The organism is Caulobacter sp. FWC2, from assembly GCF_002742625.1.
In the GTDB taxonomy this organism is placed as follows: Bacteria; Pseudomonadota; Alphaproteobacteria; order Caulobacterales; family Caulobacteraceae; genus Caulobacter.
In genome coordinates, this window is sequence record NZ_PEBF01000001.1 from 4,097,508 (window position 1) to 4,122,144 (window position 24,637).

Here is a 24,637-nt window from a genome sequence, read left to right on the forward strand (position 1 = left end):
CTAGTCCCCTAGCCGTTCGGCTTGCGCGCGGCTTGGCGCAGCATGTTCATGGACTTCTGGTAGAAGCTGATCGCCGCGTCGTAGTTCATCCGCGCGTCGGTCATCTTGAGCATCTGGTCCTCGAGCGACACCGCGTTGCCGTCGAGGGAGACTTCCGAATCGACGCCCGCCGACGCCCGCCAGGCGCTGGGCGCGTTGGACGGGGCCATATGGGCGGCCGAGGTCTCCATCATCTGGACGCCCGAGGTCGGGGCGGCGCGACCGCCGCGATAGACCGAGCCCGAACCCTGGTTCATCAGCGAGGCCTGGAAGCTGTAGGCCTTGAGATCGCGCGGGCGGTAGCCGGGCGTATCGGCGTTGGCGACGTTCTGGGCGACGAGCTTCTGGCGCTCGGTCAGATAACCGAGGCGGCTCTTGAGCATGCCGAAGAGAGGAATGTCGTCCGGACCCATGACGATCATGGTGAAGAAACAGGGTTAATTCGGCATTAAGAACCCTCAGGCACACCAGGGGCGGCGAGGCTTTCCGCCTGCGCCACGTTGTCTCGCTTTTGGGCGGTCATGATCGACATCATCGAGTTCATCCGCGCCCTCGCCGCCCTGGCCGTGACCCTGGGCCTGATCGGCCTGGCCGCCTGGGCGATGCGCAAGTACGGCCCCGACGCCATCGGCCGCGTGATCGCCGCCCGGCAAGACCGCCGCCTGAGGATCGTCGAGAGCCTGGCCCTCGACCCGACCCGCCGCCTCGTCGTGGTCAGCCTGGACGGCGAGGAGCGCATGGTGCTGCTGGGCGACGGCAAGCTGCTGGATTGGGTCCCGCGACCGCGTCCCGTCGTCGAACTCCCCGCCCCCGCCTCGGAGCCCGTGGCCTGATGATCCGCGACCTGATCAAGACCGTGACGGGCGCCCGGCCGGAGGATCTCCGCCGCGCCGCGATCATCTCGGTGCTGGCCGCCATCGCCTTCGGGGTGATGCCCGCCGCGGCCATGGCCCAGTCGGCCGTGAACATCAACCTGGGGACCGGCGCGGGCCTGACCGACCGGGTCGTCCAGCTGGTCGGCCTGATGACGGTGCTGTCGCTGGCGCCGTCGATCGTGATCATGACCACCTCGTTCGTCCGGATCGTGGTGGTTCTGGGCCTGTTGCGCACCGCCATCGGCATCCAGCAGAGCCCGCCCAACCCGGTGATCATCAGCCTGGCCCTGTTCCTGACCGCGATCGTCATGGGCCCGACCTTCGAGAAGTCCTATGACGCCGGCATCAAGCCGCTGCTGGACCACCAGATCGAGCTGCCGGAGGCCTTCGACCAGGCCAGCGCGCCGGTGAAGCAGTTCATGCTGAAACAGGTCGGCCGCGAGGACCTTGCCCTGTTCGTCCGCCTGTCCAAGGTCCCCCAGACCAAGAACGTCCAGGACCTGCCGATGAAGGTTGTGACGCCGGCCTTCATGATCTCGGAACTGAAGCGCGCTTTCGAGATCGGCTTCCTGCTGTTCATCCCGTTCCTGGTCATCGATCTGGTCGTGGCCAGCGTGTTGATGAGCATGGGCATGATGATGTTGCCGCCCGCGACCATCAGCCTGCCCTTCAAACTGATCTTCTTCGTGCTAGTGGACGGCTGGCGACTCGTCGCGGGCAGCCTGGTGGAAAGCTTCCAGCGCGGCGGCGGCGGTTAGGCGCGTTTAACTAGAAGACGTACGACATGACTGTTTTTGTCCTGGGCTCGATCAATCTGGACGCCGTGGCGCGGGTCGACGACCTGCCCAGACCCGGCGAGACCGTGGCGGGCACCTCTCTTCAACTGTTCCTGGGCGGCAAGGGCGCCAACCAGGCGGTCGCCGCCGCGCGCATGGGCGTGGCCACCCGGCTGATGGGCGCCGTGGGCGGCGACGACAGTGGCGTCGGCCTGAAGGCCAAGCTGGCCGGCTACGGCGTGCAGGTCGCCGACGTCATGGAGCTGGAGGGCGTGCCGACCGGCCAGGCCCACGTCTGGGTCGCCAACAACGCCGAGAACATGATCGTCGTCACGGCCGGGGCCAACGCCATGGTCACGGCCCAGCACGTCGCCGCCACCGCGATCGAGGGCCAGCGGGTGCTGCTCTGCCAGCTGGAGACCCCGCCCACGGCCATCGAGGCCCTGTTCCGCCTCGGCGCGGCCAAGGGCGCGCTGCGGGTGCTGAACGCCGCCCCGGCCCTGCCGCAGGGCGCGGCCCTGTTCCCGCTGACCGACATCCTGATCGTCAACCAGACCGAACTGGCCAGCTACGCCAAGCTGGATCGCGAGCCGTCGCGCCTGGAAGAGGTCTCGGTCGCCGCCCGCAAGCTGATGAGCCGCCCGGACCAGACGATCATCGTCACCCTGGGCGTGGCCGGCGTCGCCGCGGTCCGTCGCGACGAGGCCTTCCTGGTCGAGGGCAAGAAGGTCCAGGCGATCGACACCGTCGGGGCCGGCGACTGCTTCTGCGGCAGCCTGTGCGCGGCCCTGGCCCAGGGCATGGACCTGCGCGAGGCCGTCGAACTGGCCAACGCCGCCGCGGCCCTCTCGGTGCAGAAGGCCGGCGCCGCGCCGTCGATGCCGAGCCGGCGAGAGGTCGAGGCGTTTCTGGAGGGGTGAGGGTTCTTCGAAATAGCTCTCCCTGCCCCGATCTCCCCGGCGAATGCCGGGGCCCAGATCGAACCCACGAGCGCACGTTGTTCCGGAGCGGGCGCATGGCGCGTCATCCCCAGAGTCTCCAGATGAATTTGGGCCCCGGCATTCGCCGGGGAAGTCGGGTTTGGGGTTGTTCGAAGGTTTAGACGCCTTTGCGCCTACTAAGCCGCGCGAATACCCGAGAAGCCTTCCGACGCGGAGCCGACCACGGCGTCGTAGCCGAGGATCATGTCGACGTCCTTGCCGTTGCTGGCCAGCGGCAGGCGCAGCCACAGGATCGACATGTGCGGGGCGCCGCGCCAGGCCAGGCTGTGGACGCCGACGCCCGGGCGACGCTCGTCGACCACCTTGTCCAGCTCCCGGCGCCAATAGTCGAAGGCGTCCTTGTTGTAGACGTCGCCGATCATCCGGCCGGTGATCTCGCGGCCATAGACCCCGTAGAGGCCGGTGCCGGCCAGGCGTAGGCGGTAGTCGCGCGGCTGGTTGACGACGTCGATCAAGCTGACCGTCGGCAACAGCCGCTTCATGCTCGTAGGATGCAGGTCGACGCGCGCCGGGAGCCTCGCCCCCCGGCGGAGGGACGCCCAGTAGGCGAACATCTCCTGGTGAGCGCGGGCCGCCGTGGCCGATGCGCTCAGTTGCGCGGACATCTTCAGAGTCCTTAACAAGTCGTTGGAATCACTTCGATTCACTATCGCTTAAGGAACGAATCGGCGGCAAGCGAAAAACATGTCGCGCGACAAGATTCCCGGGGAGAGTCAATCACCAACGAACACGCCCGCCGTCCGGGTTCGGACGACGGGCGCGATGATCTTCGGAATGGCCCCAAGGCCAAGCTTTTGTTCCGACTCGGCTATTTCGTCTTGCGGGCGGGTTTGCGACCGCCTTGGCCCAGGCCCATCTGCTTGGCGAGGTTCGAACGCGCCTCTGCGTAGTTCGGCGCCACCATCGGGTAATCCTTGGGCAGGTTCCACTTCGCCCGGTACTCTTCCGGGGTCATGTCGTACTTGGTGCGCAGGTGGCGCTTCAGCGATTTGAACTTCCGGCCGTCTTCCAGGCAGATCAGGAAGTCGGGGGTGATCGACTTCTTGACGGCGACCGCGGGCTCTTTCGGAGCCGGGGCGGGCTCGGCCGCCGGCGAACCGACGGTGGCGAGGGCGGCGTGGACCTGCTGGATCAGCGCGGGAAGGTCAGCCGTGCCGACAACATTATTGCCGACATAGGCTGAAACAATACCCGCGGTCATCTCGATCAGGTTCGATTGATCTTCCATCATAGCCTCGCCCGTCGACAAATCTTTTTGTTGATGCGGCTGATTCCTTGATCAGTCGAGGCGTGCATACAAAGATTGCAAGCGCCGGGCAATACGGCCCCTACAAAGAGATCGTACGTAATATTCCAGTGTTCGTGAGATGGACATGACCGGTCAGAGGTCGTGTCCCGCATATTGAGTCCTGAACGATGTCCAGCGAACACGTTGAGATATCGAAGATATCCCGAAACTATCGACCAAAGTCGCGCGACAGCGCTAGCATCGCCGCGCGCTGCGGGGCCGAGTATTCGTCGACGGCGGCTGCGTCGCCATCGCGAATAGCCTTCAACAGGGCCGGAGTCAGGGCAGAGGTCAGCGACCAGTTCCAGTAACGCAGCACCGTCTGGGCGCGATCGACGGCGATGGCGTCGTAGACGGTGAGCACCCGGTCCAGCGCATGGTCGGTCGCTCCGCTGGCGTCGACCTCCTGCCGGCGCAAGCCGCGCCACAGTTGGCGCACACACTTGCGCGGCAGGCCGGTGGCCTTGCAGAGGATCGCCAGCGGCTCGCCGCCCGGATCGGTGAAGATCTTGGCGCCGGTCATCGGCTTCAGGCCCGAGAGATAAGAGATCTCCTCGGCGATCTCACGGGTGATGCCCGCCTCGCCGGCGGCCACGGCCTCGTCCAGGCTGTCGTAAGGGCTCTTGGCGATGGCGGCGCGGTTGCGCTGGCGGCGCTCGATGAACTGCAAGGCCTTGCGCGACAGCGGGTCCTGCCAGCCCTCGGCCGAGGCCAGGGCGAAGACGTCGCCGACGGCGTCCTGCAGGATCTCGCGCGACACCGCGAAGCGCTGGAGGATCGTCCGGCGCGCCTCGGCGTCGGCCCACCAGAACATCACATAGGCGTGGCTGGGCCGCAGCTCGGGCCGGCGCAGCAGCAGCGGGATCAGGTACTGGGCGTCGCGCGTGATGGCGACCATGTTCTCGACGCCCTGGTGGCTGAACTTGACCAACTCGTTGCGCAGCAGGGTCTCGATCACGGGCGTCTCGCCCATGTCGATCAGGGCGTCGGCGACCACCTCGCTGACCCCGCGCCGCTTGGCGATCAGGCGGCGATGATCGGTGGTCGACTGATAGAGGCAGGCGATCAGGTCGGCGTCCGACAGCTTCTCGGCCTCGACCAGCAGGGCGCGGGCCACCGGCAGTTCATCGCGCATCAGCAGGCGCGCCAGCACGCCCGGGATCTCGACCAGCATGGCCAGGCGGCGGGCGACCTTCTCGCGCTCGCCGACATTGGCGTCGCGCAGCATCTCGACCAGCAGGTCGGCGGTCATCGAGCGCTCGAAGGCGTTGATCCGGCTGGTCGGCAGGCAGACGACGTCGGCCAGCCGCTTCAGCAGGGCCGAGCGCGAGCGCGGCGCGGGCCTGGGGGCCTCCGGCTCGGGAAATGACAGGGACGCGGGCTCGCTCATCGCAACGACAAGACCAGATCGTGCTTAACGACCCGTGAGCGAAGCCCGCGACAAACTCACCTGAAGGCGCTCAGCGAAACGCGCCTAGCGGAACTGGGGCTCTTCCCATTCCGGCCAGATGTCCGGCAGGTCGGTCGAGACCTTGTTCGGATAGACGGGGCCGCGCTTTTCCAGGAACGAGGTCACGCCCTCCTTGGCGTCGCCCGAGGCGCCGCGCGACTGGATGGCCCGGCTGTCGGCCTTGTGGGCCTCCATGGGATGCGCGGCGCCCGCCATCCGCCACAGCAGCTGGCGGGTCAGGGTAACCGAGACGGGCGCGGTGTTGTCGGCGATTTCGCGAGCCAGGGCCCGGGCGGCGGGCAGCAGCTCGTCGGGCGCGTGCAGCGAGCGGACCAGCCCCTTCTCCAGCGCTTCCGAGGCTGGGAACACGCGGCCGGTGTAGCACCACTCCAGCGCCGTCTGCAGGCCCACCAGGCGGGGCAGGAACCAGCTGGACGCGGCTTCGGGGTTGATGCCGCGACGGGCGAAGACGAAGCCGAACTTGGCCTCGGTCGAGGCTAGGCGGATGTCCATCGGCAGCTGCATGGTCACGCCCACGCCGACCGCCGCGCCGTTGATCGCGCCGATGATGGGCTTGAGGCTGTCGTACATCCGCAGGGTCACACGGCCGCCGCCGTCGCGATAGATGTCGCCGACCTTGCCCTCTTCCCGCTCCAGCGCCTGGGGCGAGGTGCGGTCGAAGGTGGCCCCGCCGGCGCCGAGGTCGGCCCCCGCGCAGAACGCCCGGCCCGCGCCGGTGATGATCACCACCTTCACCGCGTCGTCGGCGTCGGTGACGTCCAGCACCTCCAGCAGGTCCTTCATCATCCGGGCGGTGAAGGCGTTCATCCGCTCCGGACGGTTCAGGGTGATCGTCGCGATCCCGTCCTCGACGTCGTACAGCAGGGTCTCGAAGGTGGGGGTGGACATGGCGCGGTCTCCCTGGAGGTCGTTTTCAAACGATCGTATGTCCCGCGCAGCGTTGCAAACAACCGGGTCCGACCGCAAGCTGCCGCGACGGCGCTATCGCTGAAAAATTCGTCACTTGGACTCCGGTCCCGGCGGGCGCGGCGCTGGCGGGACCCGACGCAGGTCAGCGCACCAGGATCGATGCAGCAATGCTTGCGACGATGAGGATGGCTATCAGGACTAGGGCCACTCGCGCCTCTCGATGGGCGAGATTGACGGTCCAGCCCATGATGGGGTTCATCTTCGGCACAATAATGCGAGGATCGTTGGGGTTATTGTAGAAACCCCAAGCGTTGTACCCATTCCGCATGGCGCCAGGCTCCTTCAAACCGGGAATTGTAGCGCCGTTCCCCCACTGGGAAAAGCGCCTCTCGCCACCGCCCCTACCCCCGCTTCACGCCCAGCTTGCTGATCGCATGCACGAAGTTGTTCGGCGCGATCTCGATGTTTCCGGTCCACTTCAGGTCCGGGAAGCGCGCCAGGATCTGGCGATAGGCCTCCTCCAGCTGGATCTGGGCGACGCGCTTGCCGATGCAGGTGTGCGGGCCATAGCCGAAGGCGATGTGCTTGCCCGCATTGGCCCGCGTCACGTCCAGCGTGTCGGGTTCGGGGAACATGGCAGGATCGCGGTTGGCGGCGCCGTAGTACATCACGACCTTCTCGCCCTCTCGGATCAGCTGGCCGTCAACCTCGACATCGGCGGTGGCCGTGCGGCGCATGTAGATCACCGGGCTGACCATGCGGATGAACTCGTCGACCGCGCCGCCCAGCAGCGACGGATCGTCGATCAGCTTCTGCTTCTGGTCCGGGAACTCGGTCAGCAGCTTCATCGCGCCCGACAGGGTGTTGCGGGTGGTGTCGTTGCCGGCGAACACGATCAGCAGCCACGAGCCGTCCAGATATTCGTCGGCCAGCAGCGCGCCGTCGACCTGGGCCCGCGCTATGGCGGTCATCAGGTCTTCCTGCGGGTCCTCGCGACGCTTCTTCAGCATCATCCGGCCGTAGTCGAACATCTCCTCGACGCCGTTGTTGAAGTCCTGGACGAACTGCATCAGCTCCAGCGTCGGGGCGACGGGCGCGGCGGCGTTCTGGACGGCCAGGTCCTGGGCGCGCTCGAGATAGTGCATCCACTTCAGGAACCGGGGCCGATCCTCGTGCGGCACGCCGAGGATCTCGCACAGCGTGAACAGCGGCAGGTGCGATGAGAAGTGCTCGACCAGGTCGATCTCGGCGCCATCGGCCAACAACGGCTCCATGGCGTCCAGAAGCCGCGTCACCTCGGCCCGCACCCGCTCGGTCAGGCCGCGCAGATAGCCGGGGGTGAAGTAGGGCATGTGCTCGCGGCGCAGCTGCAGGTGATGCGGCGCGTCCAGATTGATCATGGTGTCCATCGACGCCCGGAACAGCAGGGCGTGGCGCTTCTCGGGCGCCCCCATCGACATCAGGATGCCGCCGCGCTGTGACGAGAAGGTCGCCGGATCGCCATTGACCCGCTGGACGTCGTCATAACGCGTCAAGGCCCAGAAGCCCGGGCCGCCATAGGGCTCGGGGTGCCACATGACCGGGGCGTCGGTGCGCATCCGCGCGAAGTCGGCCCAGGGCTGACCCTGGGTGAAACGGAAGATGTCGGCGAGGTCGACACCGCTCAGAGTTGGATAGGTCGGCGGGGCTCCAGGGCCGGCGATGCCGTCCACGACCGTCTGACTGATCAAATCCATCACGCATCTCCCAGAGCACCGTTCTTTGACACGACGATAGCCCGGAAACACGCTGGAGGAACGGCGCCGCGACGGCAACTTGCGCGATCCCGAAACCTGGGCGCATGCTCCAACTTAACGCCGATCACGCGGAGACACGCGCGAGGGCGACAGGGAGAGAGAGACGATGACCGGGATCATCGAGGCCGACTACGTCATCGTGGGCGCGGGATCGGCTGGCTGCGTGCTGGCGGCAAGACTGTCCGAAGGCGGCCGGTTCAAGGTCGTGCTGCTGGAGGCCGGCGGCGACGACCGCCCGACCAAGAACCTCTCCCAGTTCGCCTCGAACCTGATGATCCACATCCCGGTCGGCTATTCGTCGACCCTGAAGGATCCCAAGGTCAACTGGCTCTACCAGACCGAGCCCGACCCCGGCACGGGCGGCCGCACCCACGTCTGGCCGCGCGGCAAGGTGCTGGGCGGTTCGTCCTCGATCAACGGCCTGCTCTACATCCGCGGCCAGCACGCCGACTATGACGGCTGGCGGCAGTTGGGCTGCGAGGGTTGGGGCTGGGACGACGTGGCCCCCTATTTCCGCCGCGCCGAGCACCAGGAACGCGGCGAAAGCGACTGGCACGCCACGGGCGGTCCGCTGAACGTCTCGGACGTCACCGAGAAGAACCCGATCTCGAACGCGGTGATCGAGGCCTGCGAGCAGGCGGGCATCCCGCACAACGACGACGTCAACGGCGCGACCCAGGAGGGCGCGACCTACTACCAGCTGACCGTCAAGAACGGCCAGCGCTGCTCGGCGGCAGTGGCCTATCTGCACCCGGCCATGAACCGCCCGAACCTCCAGGTCGAGACCAACGCCCTGGCCGGCAAGGTGCTGTTCGAGGGCAAGCGCGCGGTCGGCGTCGAGTTCACCCAGAACGGCGTCAAGCGCGTGGCCAAGGCCCGGGGCGAGGTGATCCTGGCCGGCGGGGCGATCAACTCGCCGCAGCTGCTGCAGCTGTCGGGCGTCGGTCCCGCCGAGCTGCTGATCCGCAACGGCGTCAAGGTCGTCGCCGACCTGCCCGGCGTCGGCGAGAACCTGCAGGACCACTACGTGATGAGCGTGCGCTATCGGCTGAAGGCCGGCGTGGTCTCGGTCAACGAGCAGTCCAAGGGCGGCCGGCTGGCCGGCGAGGCGCTGCGCTACCTGTTCCAGCGCAAGGGCCTGCTGACGCTGTCGGCCGCCCACATCGCCGCCTTCTGCAAATCCCGTCCGGATCTGGCGGGACCGGACATCCAGTTCCACATCCTTCCGGCGACCATGGACCTGGACAAGCTGGTCAACGAACAGAAGATGGAGCTGGAGAACGCGCCCGGCCTGACCATCGCCCCGTGCCAGCTGCGCCCGGAGAGCCGCGGCCACGTGCGGATCAAGTCGGCCGATCCCAGCGTCTACCCGACCATCTTCGCCAACTATCTGGCCGATCCGCTGGACCAGGAAGTCGCCGTGGCGGGCCTGAAGTGGGCGCGCAAGATCGGCCAGGCCGCCGCCCTGTCGCCCTATGTCGAAAGCGAGATCAATCCGGGCGGCGAGTTCACCACCGACGAGCAGCTCTTGGGCTACGCGCGCCTGTCCGGCTCGACGATCTATCACCCGGTCGGCACCTGCCAGATGGGTCAGGGTGTGATGGCCGTGGTCGACGCCCAGCTGCGCGTGCGCGGGGTCGAGGGCCTGCGGGTCGTCGACGCCTCGGTCATGCCGCGCCTGGTCTCCGGCAACACCAACGCCCCCACGATCATGATCGCCGAAAAGGCCAGCGACATGATCCGCGAGGCCGCCCGCGCGCCCGTGGCCGCTTAGGACGAGAGGCCCAGATGCACCCCTACCTCCACGCCCAGACCCAAGGCGATAAGCCCGCCTACATCATGGCCGGTTCCGGCGAGGTCGTGACCTACGCCCAGCTGGACCAGCGCTCGAACCAGGGCGCGCACCTGTTCCGGTCGCTGGGCCTGACCCAGGGCGACGTCATCGCCATCCTGATGGAGAACAACGCCCGCTTCTTCGAGGTCGCCTGGGCGGCGCAGCGGGCGGGGCTGTATTTCGTCTGCGTCTCGACCAAGCTGACCGCCGCCGAGGTCGAATACATCCTCAAGGACTGCGGGGCGAAGGTGTTCATCACCTCGACCGCCATGGGCCCGCTGATCGACGAGGTGGCCCGGCTGGTCCCGGACCTGACCCTGTTCGCGGTCGGCGGGACATACGGCGCCTATGCCGACTTCGAGCAGGCCCGCGCCGACGAGCCGACCACGCCGATCGCCGATGAAAGCGCCGGCTCGGACATGCTCTATTCGTCCGGCACCACCGGCCGGCCCAAGGGCGTAAAGCCGGCCCTGAACGGCGGCCCGATCGACGCGCCCAACGCCTTGCAGATGATGGCCCAGGGCCTGTTCGGCTTCTCGGGCGACAGCATCTACATCTCGCCCGCCCCGCTCTACCACGCCGCTCCGCTGCGCTGGTGCATGAGCGTCCACAAGCTGGGCGGCACGATGATCGTGCTGGAGAAGTTCGATCCCGAGACGGCCCTTGCCCTTATCGAGCGCCACAAGGTCAATTGCGGCCAGTTCGTCCCGACCCACTTCGTCCGGATGCTGAAGCTGCCGGAAGAGGTCCGCGCAAAGTACGACGTGTCGTCGATGAAATCGGCGGTCCACGCCGCCGCTCCCTGCCCGATCCCCGTCAAGGAGCAGATGATCGCCTGGTGGGGGCCGGTGATCTACGAGTACTACGCCGGCACCGAGGGCAACGGCTTCTGCTGGATCAATTCCGAGAACTGGCTGACCCACAAGGGCAGCGTCGGCCAGGCGGTGCTGGGCGAGCTGCGCATCTGCGACGAGGCCGGCGACCTGGTCCCCCCGCGCACCGAGGGCGCGGTCTATTTCGCCAACGGCCCGGCGGTGAACTACCACAACGCCCCGGAAAAGACCGCCGAGAGCTACAACAAGCACGGCTGGACAACCCTGGGCGACGTGGGCTGGGCGGACGAAGAGGGCTATCTCTACCTGACCGACCGCAAGAGCTTCATGATCATTTCGGGCGGGGTGAACATCTATCCGCAGGAGATCGAGAACCTGCTGATCACCCACCCCAAGGTCGCCGACGCCGCCGTGGTCGGGGCGCCCTGCGAAGAGATGGGCGAGAAGGTCGTGGCCGTCATCCAGCCCATGGACCACGCCGAGGACCAGACCGCCCTCGCCGCCGAACTGATGGCCTTCGCCCGCGCCAATCTCAGCCACGTGAAGTCGCCGCGCCGCATCGACTTCATGGCTGAGCTGCCCAGGCATCCGACCGGCAAGCTCTACAAGCGGCTGATCCGGGATGCGTACTGGGGCAAAGGCGAGAGCCGGATCGTCTAGGTCAATCTTCCTGTTGATTTTCCGAAAAGTTGCCACCACTTTATCGGAAGTGGTGGCAACGGTGATGTCGTGACCCTTCCGCGCCTTCCCCTGGCGATCCATACCAATGTCGCCGAGCTTCTCGACCAGTTGCGCGCCGCGCAGATCGCGGAGTTTGGCGAGGGGGCAAACTTCCTACGTCGCGAACGCAAGGGACGCTTCTACTGGTATGTCCGGTCCAGGCAGGTGGAAGGCCAGCGCCCCGAGCGCTACCTGGGTCCCGAAACACCCGAACTGCTCGAGACCATCGAACGCGCCAAATCCCTGAAGAGCGCGGCGGACGGTCGGCGCATGCTGGTGCGCGCCCTGCGCGGGGCCGGACTTCATGCGCCGGACGAGCGAACGGGCCGCCTCCTCCAAGCGCTCGCCCAGGCCGGCGTCTTCCGCTTGCGCGCGGCGATCGTCGGCACCGTTGCCTTCCAGACCTACGGCGCCCTGCTGGGCTTTGCGCTGCCCGCCCAGGCGGTGAGGACCGGCGACCTCGACATCGCGCAGGACTATGGGATCTCAATGGCGCTGGATGACGGGCTAGACCGGTCGTTCCTGGAGGTTCTACGCACGGCCGATACGGCCTTCTCTCCCGTACCCAAGCTGGACCCCAGCAAGAGCGCGACCTACCGCACCCCCGACGGCTACGCGGTCGACGTTCTGACCACCAGCCGGCACGCGGGCGACGAGGAGACATCACGCCTCGACGCCTTGAAGACTGACGCCACGCCCCTGCGCTTCCTGGATTTCCTGCTGCGGGAAACCATCGAAGCCGCCGTATTGCATGGCGACGGCGTGCTGGTGCGCGTTCCCGCCCCGGCGCGTTACGCGGTGCACAAGCTGATCATCTCGCGCAAACGCAGCCAAGCCAACCCGAAGCGGCGGAAGGATCTCGAACAGGCGGCCGCATTGATTCAGGCGCTAGCCCAGGACGACCCCTTCGCCCTGCGCGACGCCTATGCCGAGGCCCGCGAGCGCGGCGAGACGTGGCGAACCTTGCTGGATGAGGCCGTCAGCCTGCTGCCCGAGGCCGCACGCGCGGCGTTGGAGCGCTAAGCCGCGCCTTTGGTTCTATAAGTCCGGCGAATCCACGGTAACGCTTGGCCATGCTCGCAGCCCTCCTCGACCGCCTGCCCAAGACCGCCACCGCCCCGTTCTGTCCGGCCGAGGTCCGCGGCGCCGTCGCCGTGCCCGATGGTCTGCCGGCCTGGAAGCGAATGCTGCGGGTGGCCGGGCCCGGCCTGCTGGTCAGCGTCGGCTACATGGATCCCGGCAACTGGGCGACCGACATCGAAGCCGGCTCGCGCTACGGCACGTCCCTGCTGTTCGTGGTGGTGCTGTCCAGCCTGGCGGCGATCGTGCTGCAGACCCTGTCGATGCGGCTGGGCCTGGTCACCGGCATGGACCTGGCGCGGATGTCGCGCGAGCGGTTCGGGCCGCGCGCGGTGCGGATACAGTGGCTGCTGGCCGAGCTGGCCATCATCGCCTGCGACATCGCCGAGGTGCTGGGCAGCGCCCTGGCCTTCAAACTGCTGCTGGGCATTCCGCTGTGGGGCGGCGCGCTGCTGACCGCCCTGGACACGGTCATCGTGCTGGGCCTGAAGGGCAAGGGTTTCCGGCAGCTGGAGGCGATCATCCTGGGCCTGATCTCGACGATCGGGATCTGCTTCCTCGTTCAACTGATCCTGGCCCCGCCCAATGCCGGCGACGTCGCGCGGGGTCTGGTTCCCTCGCTGGACGCGCTGAAGCAGGGCAACGCGCTCTATCTGGCGATCGGCATCCTGGGCGCGACGATCATGCCGCATAACCTCTATCTGCACTCGGCGATCGTGCAGACGCGGATGACGCCGACCGACACGCCGGGCAAGCGGGCCGCGATCCGCCTGTCGACCATCGACACCGTCGTCTCGCTGCTGCTGGCCCTGTTCATCAACGCCGCGATCCTGGTCCTGGCGGCTTCGGCCTTCCACGGATCCGGCCTGACGGAAGTCGCTGGCATCGAGGAGGCGCACAAACTGCTGGCCCCCATCACCGGCGGCGCGCTGGCCGGCGTACTGTTCGCCATCGCCCTGTTCGCCTCGGGCCAGAGCTCGACCTTCACCGGCACCATCGCCGGCCAGGTGATCCTGGAGGGGTTCCTGGACCTGAAGATCCCCTGCTGGCAGCGGCGGCTGATCACCCGGGGCCTGGCCATCGTCCCGGCCCTGATCGGCGTGCTGACCCTGGGCGAGCACTCGGTCGGCAAGCTGCTGGTGCTGACCCAGGTGGTGCTGAGCGCCCAACTGCCGTTCGCCATCTGGCCGCTGCTGCGCTTCACCGACGACAAGGCGCTGATGGGGACCTTCGCCAACGGCTGGATCACCAAGACCGTGGCCTGGTTCCTGTTCGTGGTGATCTCGGCGGCGAATGTCTGGCTGGTGGTTTCGACCTTCATTTAGCCCCCTTCCCCCTTTGATGGGGGAAGGGTCGGGGATGGGGGTGACACCGCTTGACGGAATTGCGCGGCATCAACCGCCGCATCCCCCCCTGCCCCTCCCCCATCGAAGGGGGAGGGGAAAGCTTGCCGTGACTGCTGTCCCATGCGATCCATCCGAACAACTGTTCGAGGGAGAGAAAACACCATGAAGGAAGTCGCCTACGCTGACGTCGCCAGCCTGGTTGGCCAGGAGATCGGCGTGTCCGACTGGGTCGAGGTCACCCAGGAGCGCGTCAACCTGTTCGCCGAGGCCACCGGTGACCACCAGTGGATCCACGTCGACGTCGAGCGCGCCACCCGCGAGATCGGCGGTCCGATCGCCCACGGCTACCTGACCCTGTCGCTGATCCCGATGCTGGGCGCGGACATCCTGCGCGTCACCGGCGTCACGCGCGGCATCAACTATGGCTGCGACAAGGTCCGCTTCACCGGCATGGTCCGGGTCGGCAAGCGCGTGCGCATGCGCCAGAAGCTGCTGTCGGCCGAGCCCAAGTCGGGCGGCCTGCAGATGAAGAACGAGTGCACCATCGAGATCGAGGGCGAGGAACGCCCGGCCTGCGTGGCCGAGACGATTTCGGTCATCTACGGGTAAGCGCTCCACGCGCCTCGGGCCGGCGGAATCGCGCTAAGCGTCCAATGGTCCGAGGAGCGTCCGATGGCCAAGCAGCACGACTATACCAGCCTGATCGAATGGACCGGCGATCGGGGCCAGGGCACGAAGACCTATCGCGGCTATGACCGGACCTGGACCATCGCCACGCCCGGCAAGCCGCCCGTCCCCTGCTCCAACGATCCGCTTCTGGGCGGCGATCCGACGCTGCACAATCCCGAAGACCTGCTGCTGTCCTCGCTAAGCGCCTGCCACATGCTGTGGTACCTGCACCTGGCCTCGGTGGCCGGGATCGTGGTGCGCGGCTACCGGGACCAGCCGATCGGCGTCGGCGAGAGCACGCCCGACGGCGCCGGCCGCTTCCTGAGCGCGACGCTGAAGCCCCATATCCGGGTAGAGCGCGGCGCGGACCTCGCGAAGGCCGACGCCATCCACCATGAGATCCACAAGGTCTGCTTCATCGCCAGGTCGGTGAACTTCCCAGTGGCCTATGCGGCGACGTACGAGGAAGCGGACGCCTGACAGGCGGCCCCCGTCCAAAACGAAAACGGCCGCCGGATCGCTCCGGCGGCCGTTTCGTCTAGTCATAGCTCGGCGTTCACTTCTTGATCGCGTCGCCGATCTTGTCCTGAGCCTGGCCGACCTTGTTCTGCACGTCGCCCTTGGCTTTCTGGACGGCGCCTTCGGCTTCGAGGCGTTCGTTGCCGGTGGCCTTGCCAGCGGCTTCCTTGACGGCGCCCACGCCCTTGTCGATAGCGCCTTCGACACGATTGGTGCTCATGGCTCACTCCTGTGTGTGGTGTTGAACTCCCCACAAGAACGGGCCTGGCGCGCATCGCGTTCCGAAATAGTCCTAGAGCGTGGCAGCCGAAAGTGTGAGCGGTTTCGGCGCCCGCTACGCTCTAAATGTTAGAGTCCTAGTGCGAAGCGCCCATCGCATTGGCCGAGATCGCCACCGCCGCGACCGCGCCGGGTATGCTCGGTTCCGGCTTGCTTAGCCGCGCCTGGGTGACCGGCGAGCCTGGAACCTTGTCCAGCAAGGCCAGGGTCTCGCGGATGAACTTGGCGTGGGTGACGATGCCGATCTCCAGGCGCTCGCCCGACAGTTCGACCTGCTGGGTCAGGAGGCCGGCCACGAACTGGACTTCCTGGCTTTCGCTGGCGCCCGGCCGGCGGCGCGCGCCCTCGGCCATGAACACCGGCCCGCCCGAATTGCCGGGGAACACCGAGAAATCCATCAGGAAGGTCGGGAAGTTGGTCGCCGGCGCCAGCGGGTACGAGGCCACCCGGCCCGAACGCAGGATCGGGAAGCCGGCCGGGTTCGCGGAGAGGCCGCGCGGGAAGCCCAGCGCCATCATCTCGTCGCCGGGGCCGAGCGCGTACTGGTTGAAGGTGTCGTCCTGGGCCAGGTACTTCATCGGGATGGCGGCCTTGACGAACTCGGGCGGAGCCTCGACCACCATGACCGCGACGTCGCGGGTCGGGTGCTTGACCCACAGCGGGTGGTCGCCATCGCGGATCTTCAGGGTCTCGGGATCGAAGCGCCAGACGCCGTCGCCGCCTTCGATGCGGTAGCCGATCTTGGCCGACATGGCAGGCATCTTGTCGAACACGTGGGCGGCGGTGACCAGGATCGTCCGGGGCTTGCCGTCCGGGGTCGGGTCGGAGATCAGAAAGCCGGTGCCGACTGTCCGCGTGCCGTCACTCAGCGGCTGCTCAATCTGAACCGTCGCCTTGATCAGGTCGACGGAGAGATCCCAGGCCATATCGCCCCCTTGGTTACGCTTAACTCGACTACTCGCCCGACCACAGAGTGAGTTTGACCACAGGATTCTCGCGCCGCAAGTTGTCGTTCTGCCGCAGTCGCGCGTTAGAGCCTGTTGGGGAAAATTCTGGCCATGAACCGGCGACAGATGATGACGAGCGCGGCCGCGACGCTTACGTCATCCCCCACAGTCCTCCCTGGAATAGCTTTCGGATCCGCCATGTCCTCAGACACCGCCCGCCCTGTCCCGCCGGTCGCGCGCAAGATCCCCAAGACGATCGAGCAGCTGGGTCGCACCCGCGTCGACGACTATGCCTGGATGAAGGACGACAACTGGCAGAAGGTCCTGCGCGACCCGGCCCTGATCAAGGCCGACGTCAAGGCGCACCTGACCGAGGAGAACGCCTACGCCAAGGCCATGCTCGCCTCGACCGAGGCGCTGCAGGCGGCGATGTTCGAGGAGATGAAGGGCCGCATCAAGGAGGACGACGCCAGCGTCCCCGCCAAGGATGGCCCGTTCGAGTACTACACCCGCTTCGAGAAGGGCGCCCAGCATCCGATCCACGCCCGCAAGCCGGTCGGCGGCGGCGCTGAAGAGATCCTGCTGGATGAGGAGACCGAGTCGAAGGGCAAGGCCTTCTACCAGGTCGGCGCGGCCAGCCATTCGCCGGACCACAAGCTCTACGCCTTCGCCGTCGACGAGCAGGGTTCGGAGGTCTATCGCGTCCATGTGAAGGACCTGGCGACCGGCGAGGTGCTGGAAAGTCCCGTCGAGAGCACCACCGGCGACTTCTGCTTCTCGCCCGACAGCCAGTGGCTGTACTGGACGTTCCGGGACGACAACGGCCGTCCGGCCAAGATCTACCGCCGCCCCGCCAAGGGGACGGCTCAGGACGACGTGCTGATCTATGACGAACCCGACGAGGGCTTCTTCATCGGCGTCGGCGTCACCAGTTCCGACAAATATGTCGTCATCTCGTGCGGCAACCAGGAGACCAGCGAGAACCTGCTGATCCCCGCCGCGACGCCCACCGCGACGCCGGTCGTCTTCCACCCGCGCGAGGTCGGCGTCCGCTATGAGGTTGAGCACTGGAACGACCACTGGGTGATCCGCACCAACGCCGACGGCGCGGTCGACTGGAAGCTGGTCACCGCGCCGGAGAACGCCACCGGCAAGGCGAACTGGAAGGACTGGATCGCCCACCAGCCGGGCCGCCTGATCTCGGGGACCATGGCCTTCAAGGCCTGGTTCGTGCGGCTGGAAAAGGTCGACGCCCTGAACCAGGTGGTGGTCACCGCCTCGAATGGCGATGAGCACACCATCGGCTTCGACGAGGCGGCCTACGCGCTGAGCCTGGAAGGCGGCTACGAGTACGACACCGCCAGCCTGCGCTTCGTCTACAACTCGATGACCACGCCCCGGCAGTGGTTCGACTACGACATGGCCTCGCGCCAGCGCACCCTGCGCAAGACGCAGGAAATCCCATCGGGCCATGACCCGGCCCAGTACGAGACCCGCCGCCTGAACGCCAAGGCCAGCGACGGAACCGACGTGCCGGTGTTCATCCTGATGAAGAAGGGGACCAAGCTGGACGGCTCGGCCCCGCTGCTGCTGTACGGCTACGGCAGCTATGGCATCGCCATGGAGCCCAGCTTCTCGATCCGGAACCTGAGCCTTGTGGACCGCGGCTGGATCTGGGCCACGGCCTGCCCGCGCGGTGGCTCGGAAAAGGGCTGGGGCTGGTTCCTGGGCGGCAAGAAGTTCAAGAAGAAGAACACCTTCACCGACTTCATCGCCTGCGCCGAGCATCTGCACGCGGCCGGCTATGGCGCGCCTTCGAACACGGTCGCCTATGGCGGCTCGGCCGGCGGCCTGCTGATGGGCGCCATCACCAATATGCGCCCGGACCTGTTCGCCGGGATCATCGCCGCCGTGCCGTTCGTCGACGTGGTCAACACCATGAGCGACACGTCCCTGCCCCTGACCCCGCCGGAATGGCCCGAATGGGGCAATCCGCTGGAGGACAAGGAAGCCTACGACTATATCGCCAGCTATTCGCCTTACGACAACGTCTCGGCCAAGCCCTATCCGGCCGTGCTGGCCACCGGCGGCCTGTCGGACCCGCGCGTCACCTACTGGGAGCCCGAAAAATGGGCCGCCAAGCTTCGTGACCACACCACCAGCGGCGCTCCGGTGCTGCTGAAGATCAACATGGACGCCGGCCACGGCGGGGCCTCGGGGCGCTTTGACTTCCTCAAGGAGATCGCGCTCGACTACGCCTTCGCCGTCTGGGCGGTCGAGAAGGGCTGGACCAAGGCGTGAGCGTGCTGATCCGTCCTTCGACCGACGCCGACCTGTCGGCGATTACTGGCATCTATGCCTGGAACGTCCTGAACGGCCTGGGCACTTTCGAGGAGATCCCGCCGGACGAGGCCGAGATGGGCCGCCGTCGGCAGGCCTTCCTCGATCGCGGCCTGCCCTATCTGGTCGCCGAGCTGAACGGCGAGGTCGTGGGCTACTGCTACGCCGGCCCGTTCCGGCTGCGCGCGGCCTATCGCTATACGGTTGAGGACAGCGTTTATGTCTCGCCCAAGGCGGTCGGCATGGGCGTCGGCCGAGCCTTGCTGGAGGCCCTGATTTCCCATTGTGAAGCTTTGGGGCTGCGGCAAATGTGCGCAGTGATCGGCGACAGCGGAAACGCCGCCTCCATCGGCCTGCACACGGCGCTCGGCTTTGAAAAGAGGGGCATTTTCCCGGACATGGGCTACAAGTTCGACCGCTGGGTCGACTTGGTCTGGATGCAGCGCTCTCTCAACGGCGGAGGCGACGCACCGCCCGATGCGCCAGGATTGATCCTCAGCGGCGTCTGATACCGGCGTTCGAAACAAGGCTTAACCAGTGTTCGTCTAGAGTCCCGTCCTGGGATGCTCGAGGACTGGTTCTTGGCCGCTTCGAAAACTAAGCAAACGCGGCCGGAGAAGGTCGCTCTGATGCAGGCCTATGTGCCGATCGTGAGCGGCTACCTGCTCGCGACATCGATCTACTATGCGCTGATCTGTCTATCCCACCCCTTCTACGAGCAGGGTCTGGCGTTCGTCGTCCTTGAAGGCCTGTCGGTCGCCGCCGGTCTCTACGCGATCTCCGCCTGGGCCCTCTTGCGCCGGGGCCGGACCCTGGGCTTGCCGCTGGAGGCGCTCGCCCTGGGTATGAACGCCCTGTTCCTGATCAACACCGTAGCCTACCAGACCCTGCACTTCGAGGCGCAGAAGCTGGTCTATTTCGTGCTGATGGCCCTGGTCTTCGCGACCTCCGCGCCCAGCCGGCGCGTGGCGCTGATCAGCGCCACGGCAGCGATCACCGGGCTGCTGTGGATGACCTGCAATGTTGCCCCGGAGAGCGCCGACCAGTTTCTCTTTGTCGGCCTCGCCGGCGCCTTCGCGGCGGCCGGCATGTCGGCCCTGATGCGCGGCGTCGTCGGCCGCGAAGTGCGCGCGCGCCTGGCCAGCGAGGCCCTGAACGCCGAGCTGCAGCGCGAGCTGACCGAGAACCGCCGCCTGAAGACCGAGGCCCAGGACCTGGCCCTCGCCGCCGAGACCGCCAACCGCGCCAAGACCGAGTTCCTGGCCACCATGAGCCATGAGATCCGCACCCCGTTGAACGGGGTGCTGGGCATGGCCCAGATCATGAGCGCCGGCGACCTCGCAACCGACCAGCGCCAGCGCCTGGAGACCATCACGGCCTCGGGCCAGTCGCTGCTGGGCGTGATCAACGCCATCCTCGACATCTCCAAGATCGAGGCCGGCAAGATGGAGATCCTGCCCGCCCCGTTCGACCTTTGCGCCCAGCTCAACGGGCTGCGCCAGCTCTATGGCGGCCTGGCGCGCGACAAGGACCTGGCGTTCAGCCTCGAAGTCTCGCCCGAGGCTGGCGGCTGGCGACTGGGCGACGCCGAGCGCCTGCGCCAGGTGCTGTCGAACCTGATCTCCAACGCCGTGAAGTTCACAGAGGCCGGCGCGGTGCGGGTGATCGTCGAGGGCGATGCCGCGACGCTCACCGCGCGCGTGATCGACACCGGTGTCGGAATCCCCGAGGACCAGCGCGAACGCCTGTTCACCAAGTTCGCCCAGCTGGACAGCTCCAGCACCCGCCAGGCCGGCGGCTCGGGCCTGGGTCTGGCGATCTGCAAGACCCTGATCGAGCTGATGGGCGGCGCGATCACCTTCTCGGCGCCCGCGGAGGGCGGCTCCTGTTTCACGATCGTCCTGCCGATGGCCAAGGCCGAGCCCGTCGCCCCGCCCGCTCAATCCCTGGACATCGCCACGCCCGAGCTTGACCGTCGCGCGCCGCGAATCCTGGTCGTCGACGACAACCAGACCAATCGCGCCGTGCTCCTGACCCTGCTGGGCCACCTGGGCGTCGACGGCAACTTCGCCGTGGATGGCCGCGACGCCGTCGCGATGTGGGAGAGGGACCGCTGGGACGCCATCCTGATGGACGTGCATATGCCGGTCATGGACGGGGTGGAGGCCAGCCAGGCCATCCGCGCGGGCGAGCGACGCACCGGCCGCCCCCGCACGCCGATCATCGCCGTCACCGCCAGCGTGCTGACCCACGAGCGCACGCTCTATGCCGACGCCGGCATGGACGCCCTTGTGCCCAAGCCCGTCGAGATTCCCCGCCTGGTCGAGGCCTTGGCCCGGGTGCTGGCCGTGGAAGAGGCGGACGAAGCCGAAGCGCGCGGCGTCGCCTAGACTTTCCGTCTTCCCTTGCGGGAGAGGGCGAAACGAAAAAGGGGACGCCCGCCAGCGTCCCCTTCGTCTTATCTAGGCTGTTGAGCGGTCAGCCCTTGCGCGAACGCGTAACCTTGCCCTTGCGGCCGCCCTGCCCCAGGCCGAGGGCCTTGGCCATGGCCGAACGGGCTTCGCTGTAGGCCGGGGCCGTGGTCGGGTAGTCGTTCGGCAGGCCCCACTTGGCCTTGTACTCGGCCACGGTCATGCCGTGGGTGGTCAGGTGGCGCTTCAGCGTCTTGTAGGGCTTGCCGTCTTCGAAGCTGATCAGCGCCTCCGGCGTGATGCTCTTACGGATTTGAGCCGGAGTCGCCTTGGTCACGGCCTCGACCGTGGGCGCCGGCGGCGCGCCAATACCGGCCAGAGCGTCGTGCGTGGCACGGATCAACGCAGGAAGTTCGGAAACCGGCGTAACGTTATTGGCCACATAGTTGGCCACGATTTCGGCGGTGAGTTCGATTAAGGTAGCTTTATCTTCCACGATCACAACTCCATTCCCCTTTTATCCGCAATTACACCGTCGCCTGAGAAACACAAGTAGTTTGCCGGCGATTTGTGAGCGAATTCGTGAATTACTGTAACAATTGACTGTCATTGAGCTCGTTCAGCAACGCCAATTTTCGCCAACTATATCGATGACAACGCTGTTATCAGGCATCGGTTCGATGCGCTAAACCCCAGCGAGCGAACCTTCTATCTCGCAACTGCGAACTGGACCTGAAAGAGTTCTGGCGTCGCCGGGGTCAATACGGGGACATGCTGCGTGCCCGAGGCTCGAAACAGCGCCGCTTTCGACCCCGGAGCGCTGTGATGGCGAGAGCGCCTCGCATGTCCTGCTCGACAATCATCGGATCGCAAAATCCCGCAAGACGGCCACGCGTGCGAGGAAACGCTCGCCGCGCCTATCCCAGGCTAGGAGACGTATCCAAGGACTGAAAATCAGTCCTGCTAGTCATGGAAGGAAGTGGCTGGGGAACTAGGACTCGAACCTAGAATGACGGTACCAAAAACCGCAGTGTTACCATTACACCATTCCCCAGCAGGAACGGCGAAACCCCTCAGGGCTCGGCGAGGCGGTGGAAATAGCTCACGACTCGGATGGATGCAACATCCCATTTCAGAACTTTTTTCGGGCTGTCACACGAACCTCGAAAAAGGCGCTTGCGCCCTCCGAAACCGCCACCTATAAGGCCGGCCTCCAAGTCGGAGTGTGGCTCAGTCTGGTAGAGCACTGCGTTCGGGACGCAGGGGTCGCAGGTTCAAATCCTGCCACTCCGACCATTTGCTCCCCGCCAACCAGAGGCGGGAAAATAGCCCAAAATTCATAAGTTTAGGCGCCGCGAAAGCGGCGCCCGACTTGCGACTCGCTGGAACCCCCTCGCGTTGCGCGCTGTTCATTTGGTCGCAACCCGAACAGCGGTTAGCTTGTCGCTGGTTTCGCTCACAGGACCTCCGATGAAGCAGTTCTTCCTGACCGTCGCCGGCGTCTTCGTCGGTCTCCTGCTATTCGTGGTCGGCATACCGTTCCTGCTCATCGTGATGGCCGCCGGCGCGGCGCGGCCCGCCCCCGTTCCCGCCCACACCGTGCTACAGCTGGACCTGCGCGGCGGCCTGTCGGACCAGGCGCCCCAGAACCCCTTCGCAGCGTTCGGCGGCGGCGGGGATTCGGTGATGTCGATCATCGAGACGCTGCGGCGGGCCGAGAAGGACGACAAGGTCAAGGCCGTGCTGGTGCGGCTGCCCGAGGGCGGCATGGCCCCGGCCGCGGCCGACGAACTGCGCCTGGCGTTCAAGCATTTCCGCGAGACCGGCAAGAAGCCGATCTACGCCCACAGCCAGGGGCTATATCCGTCCGGCATGGTCACCTCGACCTACATGCTCGGCGCGGCCTCCAGCGAGTTCTGGATGCAGCCCGACTCGAGCTTCCAGGCGGTCGGCGTCTCGTCGGAGTCGATGTTCTTCAAGCGCTTCTTCGACAAGTACGGCGTCAAGGCCGAGTACGAGCAGCGTTACGAGTACAAGAACGCCGTGAACCCGTATCTCTACAGCGACTACACGCCGGCCCACCGGGAATCGACGCTGTCGTGGATGGGCTCGGTCTATCGCACGGCCATGGCCAGCGCGGCCATCGACCGCAAGCGCGATCCGGCCGCCCTGACCAAGACCCTCGAGGCGGGGCCTTACAGCGCTCAGGAAGCCCAAGGCAACGGTCTGATCGACAAGGTGGGCCAGGTCAGCGACATCCAGGCCTTCGCCCTCGACAAGGCCGGAAAAGGGGCAAAGCTGGTCGACTTCGATGACTACGCCGCCCGCTCCAAGCCACCGACCGTCAAGACGGGTCCGGCCATCGCCGTGATCGGCGCCGAGGGCGCCATCGTCACCGGCGCGGATGGCGGCGGCTCGCCGTTCAGCGGCGACAGCAATGTCTACTCCGACAACGTGGCCCAGGCCTTCAAGACGGCGATCGACGACAAGGACGTCAAGGCGATCGTCTTCCGCGTTTCCTCGCCCGGCGGCTCGGATACGGCCTCGGAGCAGATCCTGTCGTCGGTGAGGGCCGCCAAGGCGGCCGGCAAGCCGGTGGTGGTCAGCATGGGGACCTATGCGGCCTCGGGCGGCTACTGGATCTCCAGCCAAGCCAATTCCATCGTCGCCCAGCCCTCGACCCTGACCGGCTCGATCGGCGTCTATGGCGGCAAGTTCGCCGTCGGCGACGCCCTGGCCCGCTTCGGCGTCGACACCAAGCCCCTGCATGTCGGCGGCAGCTACTCGGAGGCCTTCGGTCAGGGCGACGGCTTCACGCCCGACCAGCGCGCCAAGTTCTCGGGCTGGATGGACCGGATCTATGCCGGCTTCGTCGCCCGCGTGGCCGAGGGTCGTCACCTGCCGCCCGAGCGCGTTCGCGAGATCGCCAAGGGCCGCGTCTGGACCGGCGAACAGGCCAAGCAACTGGGCCTGGTCGACGAACTGGGCGGCTTCTACGACGCGGTTGACAAGGCCAAGGCCCTGGCCAAGCTGAAGGACGATGTGCGCCTCAAGCGCATGGATGGCGGCAAGTCGCCGTTCGAGGCCTTCGAGCGCTTCCTGGGCGTCTCCGAGACCTCGGCCAAGACCCTGGCGGCCGCCGCCTGGGTGTTGGGCGATCCGCGCTCCCAGGCGATCCTGGACGAGATGGCCAAGGCCCGCCTGCGGGCCGCTCCGGGCGGCGCCTCGGTGCTGGCGGATACGCCGATCCGCTAAGGCGACCGACACATCCGTCAAAGACGACGAGAGCCCCGACGCCGCCAGCGTCGGGGCTTTTTCGTGGCCCTCTATATACGCCCGCTCTTACAGTGCGGCGACATGGGTCCGACACCTTGGCATCAAGGTGGATGACGCGGTGGAGATGTCCGAGCAGATCGACCTCTAGCGTATCAGCCCACCAGCAAAACGCGGTCCGAGCGCGCGATGCGCCTCCAACGAAAATGGCGTTCCTGGAGGCGCGCCAAC

General features: G+C 66.6%; 22 protein-coding genes, 2 tRNA genes and 1 pseudogene. 14 read left to right on the forward strand and 11 right to left on the reverse strand.

Going from position 1 to position 24,637, the window contains the following annotated elements; all coding sequences use genetic code 11:
* Positions 1–8 precede the first annotated feature (8 nt).
* Entirely contained in the window at positions 9–452 is a 444-nt protein-coding gene (gene flgB, locus CSW62_RS19415) for a flagellar basal body rod protein FlgB (RefSeq protein WP_099582370.1), read from the reverse strand.
* 111 nt (positions 453–563) lie between these two features.
* Here flgB and CSW62_RS19420 point away from each other — a divergent pair, with 111 nt between their 5' ends.
* From CSW62_RS19420 to CSW62_RS19430, 3 genes are read left to right on the forward strand one after another with little or no spacing between them, the layout of a single operon-like run.
* Positions 564–872: a flagellar biosynthetic protein FliO gene (locus CSW62_RS19420; RefSeq protein WP_099582371.1), complete on the forward strand. Its 309-nt coding sequence runs from the start codon at positions 564–566 to the stop codon at positions 870–872.
* The gene (gene fliP / locus CSW62_RS19425; RefSeq protein WP_099580659.1) at positions 872–1,672 is read left to right on the forward strand and encodes a flagellar type III secretion system pore protein FliP; all 801 of its coding nucleotides are present in this window, start codon (positions 872–874) and stop codon (positions 1,670–1,672) included. The genes CSW62_RS19420 and fliP overlap by 1 nt, the downstream gene beginning before the upstream one ends.
* Positions 1,673–1,698: 26 nt before the next feature.
* Complete coding sequence (locus CSW62_RS19430; protein WP_099580661.1) at positions 1,699–2,610, forward strand: ribokinase; 912 nt, start codon at positions 1,699–1,701, stop codon at positions 2,608–2,610.
* A 197-nt stretch (positions 2,611–2,807) separates the two neighbouring features.
* Here the strand turns inward: CSW62_RS19430 and CSW62_RS19440 are convergent, their stop codons facing one another.
* The 6 genes from CSW62_RS19440 to CSW62_RS19465 all read right to left on the reverse strand — a co-directional run bounded on the left by CSW62_RS19440 (position 2,808) and on the right by CSW62_RS19465 (position 8,095).
* Complete coding sequence (locus CSW62_RS19440; protein ID WP_099582372.1) at positions 2,808–3,302, reverse strand: PAS domain-containing protein; 495 nt, start codon at positions 3,300–3,302, stop codon at positions 2,808–2,810.
* A 197-nt stretch (positions 3,303–3,499) separates the two neighbouring features.
* Positions 3,500–3,919 carry a MucR family transcriptional regulator gene (locus tag CSW62_RS19445; protein ID WP_099582373.1) on the reverse strand — a complete coding sequence of 140 codons (420 nt, stop codon included), beginning with the start codon at positions 3,917–3,919 and terminating at the stop codon, positions 3,500–3,502.
* 229 nt (positions 3,920–4,148) lie between these two features.
* A complete protein-coding gene (locus tag CSW62_RS19450) occupies positions 4,149–5,369 on the reverse strand; it encodes a DUF2336 domain-containing protein (RefSeq protein WP_099580663.1) in 1,221 nt (406 codons plus the stop codon).
* A gap of 84 nt (positions 5,370–5,453) precedes the next feature.
* On the reverse strand, positions 5,454–6,338 hold the full coding sequence (locus CSW62_RS19455; protein ID WP_099580665.1) for a crotonase/enoyl-CoA hydratase family protein: 885 nt from the start codon (positions 6,336–6,338) through the stop codon (positions 5,454–5,456).
* A gap of 163 nt (positions 6,339–6,501) precedes the next feature.
* Entirely contained in the window at positions 6,502–6,687 is a 186-nt protein-coding gene (locus tag CSW62_RS19460; RefSeq protein ID WP_099580667.1) for a DUF5808 domain-containing protein, read from the reverse strand.
* Between the two features lie 73 nt (positions 6,688–6,760).
* On the reverse strand, positions 6,761–8,095 hold the full coding sequence (locus CSW62_RS19465) for a cytochrome P450 (RefSeq protein ID WP_099580669.1): 1,335 nt from the start codon (positions 8,093–8,095) through the stop codon (positions 6,761–6,763).
* Between the two features lie 166 nt (positions 8,096–8,261).
* Here CSW62_RS19465 and CSW62_RS19470 point away from each other — a divergent pair, with 166 nt between their 5' ends.
* From CSW62_RS19470 to CSW62_RS19495, 6 genes are all read left to right on the forward strand, one after another.
* Positions 8,262–9,929 (forward strand): GMC family oxidoreductase, encoded by a 1,668-nt coding sequence (locus tag CSW62_RS19470; protein WP_099580671.1) that lies wholly within the window; start codon positions 8,262–8,264, stop codon positions 9,927–9,929.
* Positions 9,930–9,943: 14 nt separating this feature from the next.
* Positions 9,944–11,482, forward strand: coding sequence for an acyl-CoA synthetase (locus CSW62_RS19475; protein ID WP_099580673.1), 1,539 nt, complete (start codon positions 9,944–9,946; stop codon positions 11,480–11,482).
* A gap of 69 nt (positions 11,483–11,551) precedes the next feature.
* Positions 11,552–12,565, forward strand: coding sequence for a GSU2403 family nucleotidyltransferase fold protein (locus CSW62_RS19480; protein ID WP_099580675.1), 1,014 nt, complete (start codon positions 11,552–11,554; stop codon positions 12,563–12,565).
* 50 nt (positions 12,566–12,615) lie between these two features.
* Entirely contained in the window at positions 12,616–13,947 is a 1,332-nt protein-coding gene (locus tag CSW62_RS19485; protein ID WP_099580677.1) for an Nramp family divalent metal transporter, read from the forward strand.
* A 183-nt stretch (positions 13,948–14,130) separates the two neighbouring features.
* Positions 14,131–14,577, forward strand: coding sequence for a MaoC family dehydratase (locus CSW62_RS19490; protein WP_099580679.1), 447 nt, complete (start codon positions 14,131–14,133; stop codon positions 14,575–14,577).
* Positions 14,578–14,640: 63 nt separating this feature from the next.
* Positions 14,641–15,117: an OsmC family protein gene (locus CSW62_RS19495; RefSeq protein ID WP_099580681.1), complete on the forward strand. Its 477-nt coding sequence runs from the start codon at positions 14,641–14,643 to the stop codon at positions 15,115–15,117.
* A gap of 62 nt (positions 15,118–15,179) precedes the next feature.
* On the opposite strand, the pseudogene CSW62_RS19500 reads toward CSW62_RS19495, so the two are convergent.
* Both CSW62_RS19500 and CSW62_RS19505 read right to left on the reverse strand, forming a co-directional pair.
* A pseudogene (locus CSW62_RS19500) lies at positions 15,180–15,376 on the reverse strand (CsbD family protein).
* 136 nt (positions 15,377–15,512) lie between these two features.
* Positions 15,513–16,361, reverse strand: a complete 849-nt coding sequence (locus tag CSW62_RS19505) for a serine protease (protein WP_099580685.1) — start codon at positions 16,359–16,361, stop codon at positions 15,513–15,515.
* 132 nt (positions 16,362–16,493) lie between these two features.
* On the opposite strand from CSW62_RS19505, the gene CSW62_RS19510 reads away from it, so the two are divergent.
* From CSW62_RS19510 to CSW62_RS19520, 3 genes are all read left to right on the forward strand, one after another.
* Positions 16,494–18,683: a S9 family peptidase gene (locus CSW62_RS19510; protein WP_099580687.1), complete on the forward strand. Its 2,190-nt coding sequence runs from the start codon at positions 16,494–16,496 to the stop codon at positions 18,681–18,683.
* A complete protein-coding gene (locus CSW62_RS19515; RefSeq protein ID WP_099580689.1) occupies positions 18,680–19,231 on the forward strand; it encodes a GNAT family N-acetyltransferase in 552 nt (183 codons plus the stop codon). The genes CSW62_RS19510 and CSW62_RS19515 overlap by 4 nt, the downstream gene beginning before the upstream one ends.
* Before the next feature lie 72 nt (positions 19,232–19,303).
* A complete protein-coding gene (locus tag CSW62_RS19520; RefSeq protein ID WP_099582374.1) occupies positions 19,304–21,112 on the forward strand; it encodes an ATP-binding protein in 1,809 nt (602 codons plus the stop codon).
* A gap of 88 nt (positions 21,113–21,200) precedes the next feature.
* On the opposite strand, the gene CSW62_RS19525 is transcribed toward CSW62_RS19520, so the two are convergent.
* A complete protein-coding gene (locus CSW62_RS19525) occupies positions 21,201–21,629 on the reverse strand; it encodes a MucR family transcriptional regulator (RefSeq protein ID WP_099582375.1) in 429 nt (142 codons plus the stop codon).
* A 484-nt stretch (positions 21,630–22,113) separates the two neighbouring features.
* A tRNA-Gln gene (locus CSW62_RS19530) sits at positions 22,114–22,187 on the reverse strand.
* Positions 22,188–22,352: 165 nt separating this feature from the next.
* Between CSW62_RS19530 and CSW62_RS19535 the strand changes: the two genes are divergently transcribed.
* Positions 22,353–22,429, forward strand: a tRNA-Pro gene (locus CSW62_RS19535).
* Between the two features lie 174 nt (positions 22,430–22,603).
* Positions 22,604–24,388, forward strand: a complete 1,785-nt coding sequence (sppA, locus tag CSW62_RS19540) for a signal peptide peptidase SppA (protein WP_099580691.1) — start codon at positions 22,604–22,606, stop codon at positions 24,386–24,388.
* Positions 24,389–24,637: the final 249 nt, after the last annotated feature.

Excerpts from the sequence above, each read along its gene's own strand:
- flgB (WP_099582370.1), bottom strand. The coding sequence starts at position 452 with ATGGGTCCGGACGACATTCCTCTCTTCGGCATGCTCAAGAGCCGCCTC.
- fliP (WP_099580659.1), top strand. The coding sequence starts at position 872 with ATGATCCGCGACCTGATCAAGACCGTGACGGGCGCCCGGCCGGAGGAT.
- CSW62_RS19430 (WP_099580661.1), top strand. The coding sequence starts at position 1,699 with ATGACTGTTTTTGTCCTGGGCTCGATCAATCTGGACGCCGTGGCGCGG.
- CSW62_RS19445 (WP_099582373.1), bottom strand. The coding sequence starts at position 3,919 with ATGGAAGATCAATCGAACCTGATCGAGATGACCGCGGGTATTGTTTCA.
- CSW62_RS19450 (WP_099580663.1), bottom strand. The coding sequence starts at position 5,369 with ATGAGCGAGCCCGCGTCCCTGTCATTTCCCGAGCCGGAGGCCCCCAGG.
- CSW62_RS19455 (WP_099580665.1), bottom strand. The coding sequence starts at position 6,338 with ATGTCCACCCCCACCTTCGAGACCCTGCTGTACGACGTCGAGGACGGG.
- CSW62_RS19460 (WP_099580667.1), bottom strand. The coding sequence starts at position 6,687 with ATGCGGAATGGGTACAACGCTTGGGGTTTCTACAATAACCCCAACGAT.
- CSW62_RS19465 (WP_099580669.1), bottom strand. The coding sequence starts at position 8,095 with ATGGATTTGATCAGTCAGACGGTCGTGGACGGCATCGCCGGCCCTGGA.
- CSW62_RS19470 (WP_099580671.1), top strand. The coding sequence starts at position 8,262 with ATGACCGGGATCATCGAGGCCGACTACGTCATCGTGGGCGCGGGATCG.
- CSW62_RS19475 (WP_099580673.1), top strand. The coding sequence starts at position 9,944 with ATGCACCCCTACCTCCACGCCCAGACCCAAGGCGATAAGCCCGCCTAC.
- CSW62_RS19485 (WP_099580677.1), top strand. The coding sequence starts at position 12,616 with ATGCTCGCAGCCCTCCTCGACCGCCTGCCCAAGACCGCCACCGCCCCG.
- CSW62_RS19490 (WP_099580679.1), top strand. The coding sequence starts at position 14,131 with ATGAAGGAAGTCGCCTACGCTGACGTCGCCAGCCTGGTTGGCCAGGAG.
- CSW62_RS19495 (WP_099580681.1), top strand. The coding sequence starts at position 14,641 with ATGGCCAAGCAGCACGACTATACCAGCCTGATCGAATGGACCGGCGAT.
- CSW62_RS19505 (WP_099580685.1), bottom strand. The coding sequence starts at position 16,361 with ATGGCCTGGGATCTCTCCGTCGACCTGATCAAGGCGACGGTTCAGATT.
- CSW62_RS19510 (WP_099580687.1), top strand. The coding sequence starts at position 16,494 with ATGAACCGGCGACAGATGATGACGAGCGCGGCCGCGACGCTTACGTCA.
- sppA (WP_099580691.1), top strand. The coding sequence starts at position 22,604 with ATGAAGCAGTTCTTCCTGACCGTCGCCGGCGTCTTCGTCGGTCTCCTG.